This is a genomic window from Streptomyces sp. SID11385, assembly GCF_010548245.1.
Lineage (GTDB): Bacteria > Actinomycetota > Actinomycetes > Streptomycetales > Streptomycetaceae > Streptomyces.
In genome coordinates this window covers 1-949 of the sequence record NZ_JAAGLR010000705.1, presented here as the reverse complement: position 1 = coordinate 949, position 949 = coordinate 1, and the positions used below count along the sequence as shown (strand labels likewise).

At 76.8% G+C, this 949-nt stretch carries 1 protein-coding gene; it reads right to left on the bottom strand.

Annotation, left to right across the window (positions count from 1 at the left end; genetic code table 11):
* On the bottom strand, positions 1-934 hold a 934-nt coding region (locus tag G3I42_RS21530), incomplete at its 3' end, for a PrsW family glutamic-type intramembrane protease (RefSeq protein WP_164288326.1).
* Positions 935-949 lie beyond the last annotated feature (15 nt).

The window sequence follows — 949 nt, the reverse complement described above, 5'->3', positions numbered from 1 at the left end:
GCAGGCGGTCCGCGCCCGGCGCGACCCCCGGCGCACGCAACTCGGCCCGCGCACGGTGCCGGTAGGCGTGCCGCAGCACGATCCAGAAGCTGCCAGCGAGGAGGAAGTCGAACGCCGCCTTGACGCCCGTGCCGAGCCCGCCGCCGAGGAACGGCGCGTTGAAGAGCCAGTGCATCCCGACCGCCGTCAGCACGCACGCCGCCGCCCCCGCGCGCCGCCGCCGCGCGGGCCCCGGCGAGCGGCTCAGCAGCAGCCCCACGCCCGTCCCCGCGACCGCCGACATCGTCCAGTGCGAACCGAGCCCCGTGTACAGGACCCGCCCCACCACGGACTGGAGCGCCGCGTCACCCGGCGCGGTCCCGCCCGTGGCGACGATCCCGTTGAGCGCGTACGTCCAGTTCTCCGCCATCTGGAAACCGAGCCCCACGAGCGCCCCGAGCACCCAGCCGTCCAGCGGCCCGCGCATCCGCGCCGGGAACGCCACGCCGAGCAGCACGATGCCCGCCGTCTTGACACCCTCCTCGTTGAGCGGCGCGGTCAGTGCCGCGCCCCACGAGGACGCGAAGTCGATCCCGGCAGTACGCGACCACACCGCCGTGAGCCCGCCGTTGGCGAGCAGCGCGCAGCCCGTCGCCGCCGTCGCCCCCCAGGCGACCCCGGCCCAGCTCCAGTCGCGGGGCGGCGTGCGCACCGGCCGCACCCGCCGCAGCAGCGTGAAAGCGACGTACAGGACGACCGCGAGGAGGAAACCGGACAGGAGCGCGGGTCCGGGGAAGGCCCGTGCCGTGCCGGAGAAGTTCCAGCCGAGCACGCCGAGCCCGAAGAGGCAGAGGACGACGATCGTCGCGCCGAGGCGACGGCGCGCCGCCCAGGCCCGTACCTCCCGGAACCGCGCGGGCGCGGGGGCCGGTGCGGTGGCCGGCGGGGCGCTCACGCCGCGCCGCCCTCG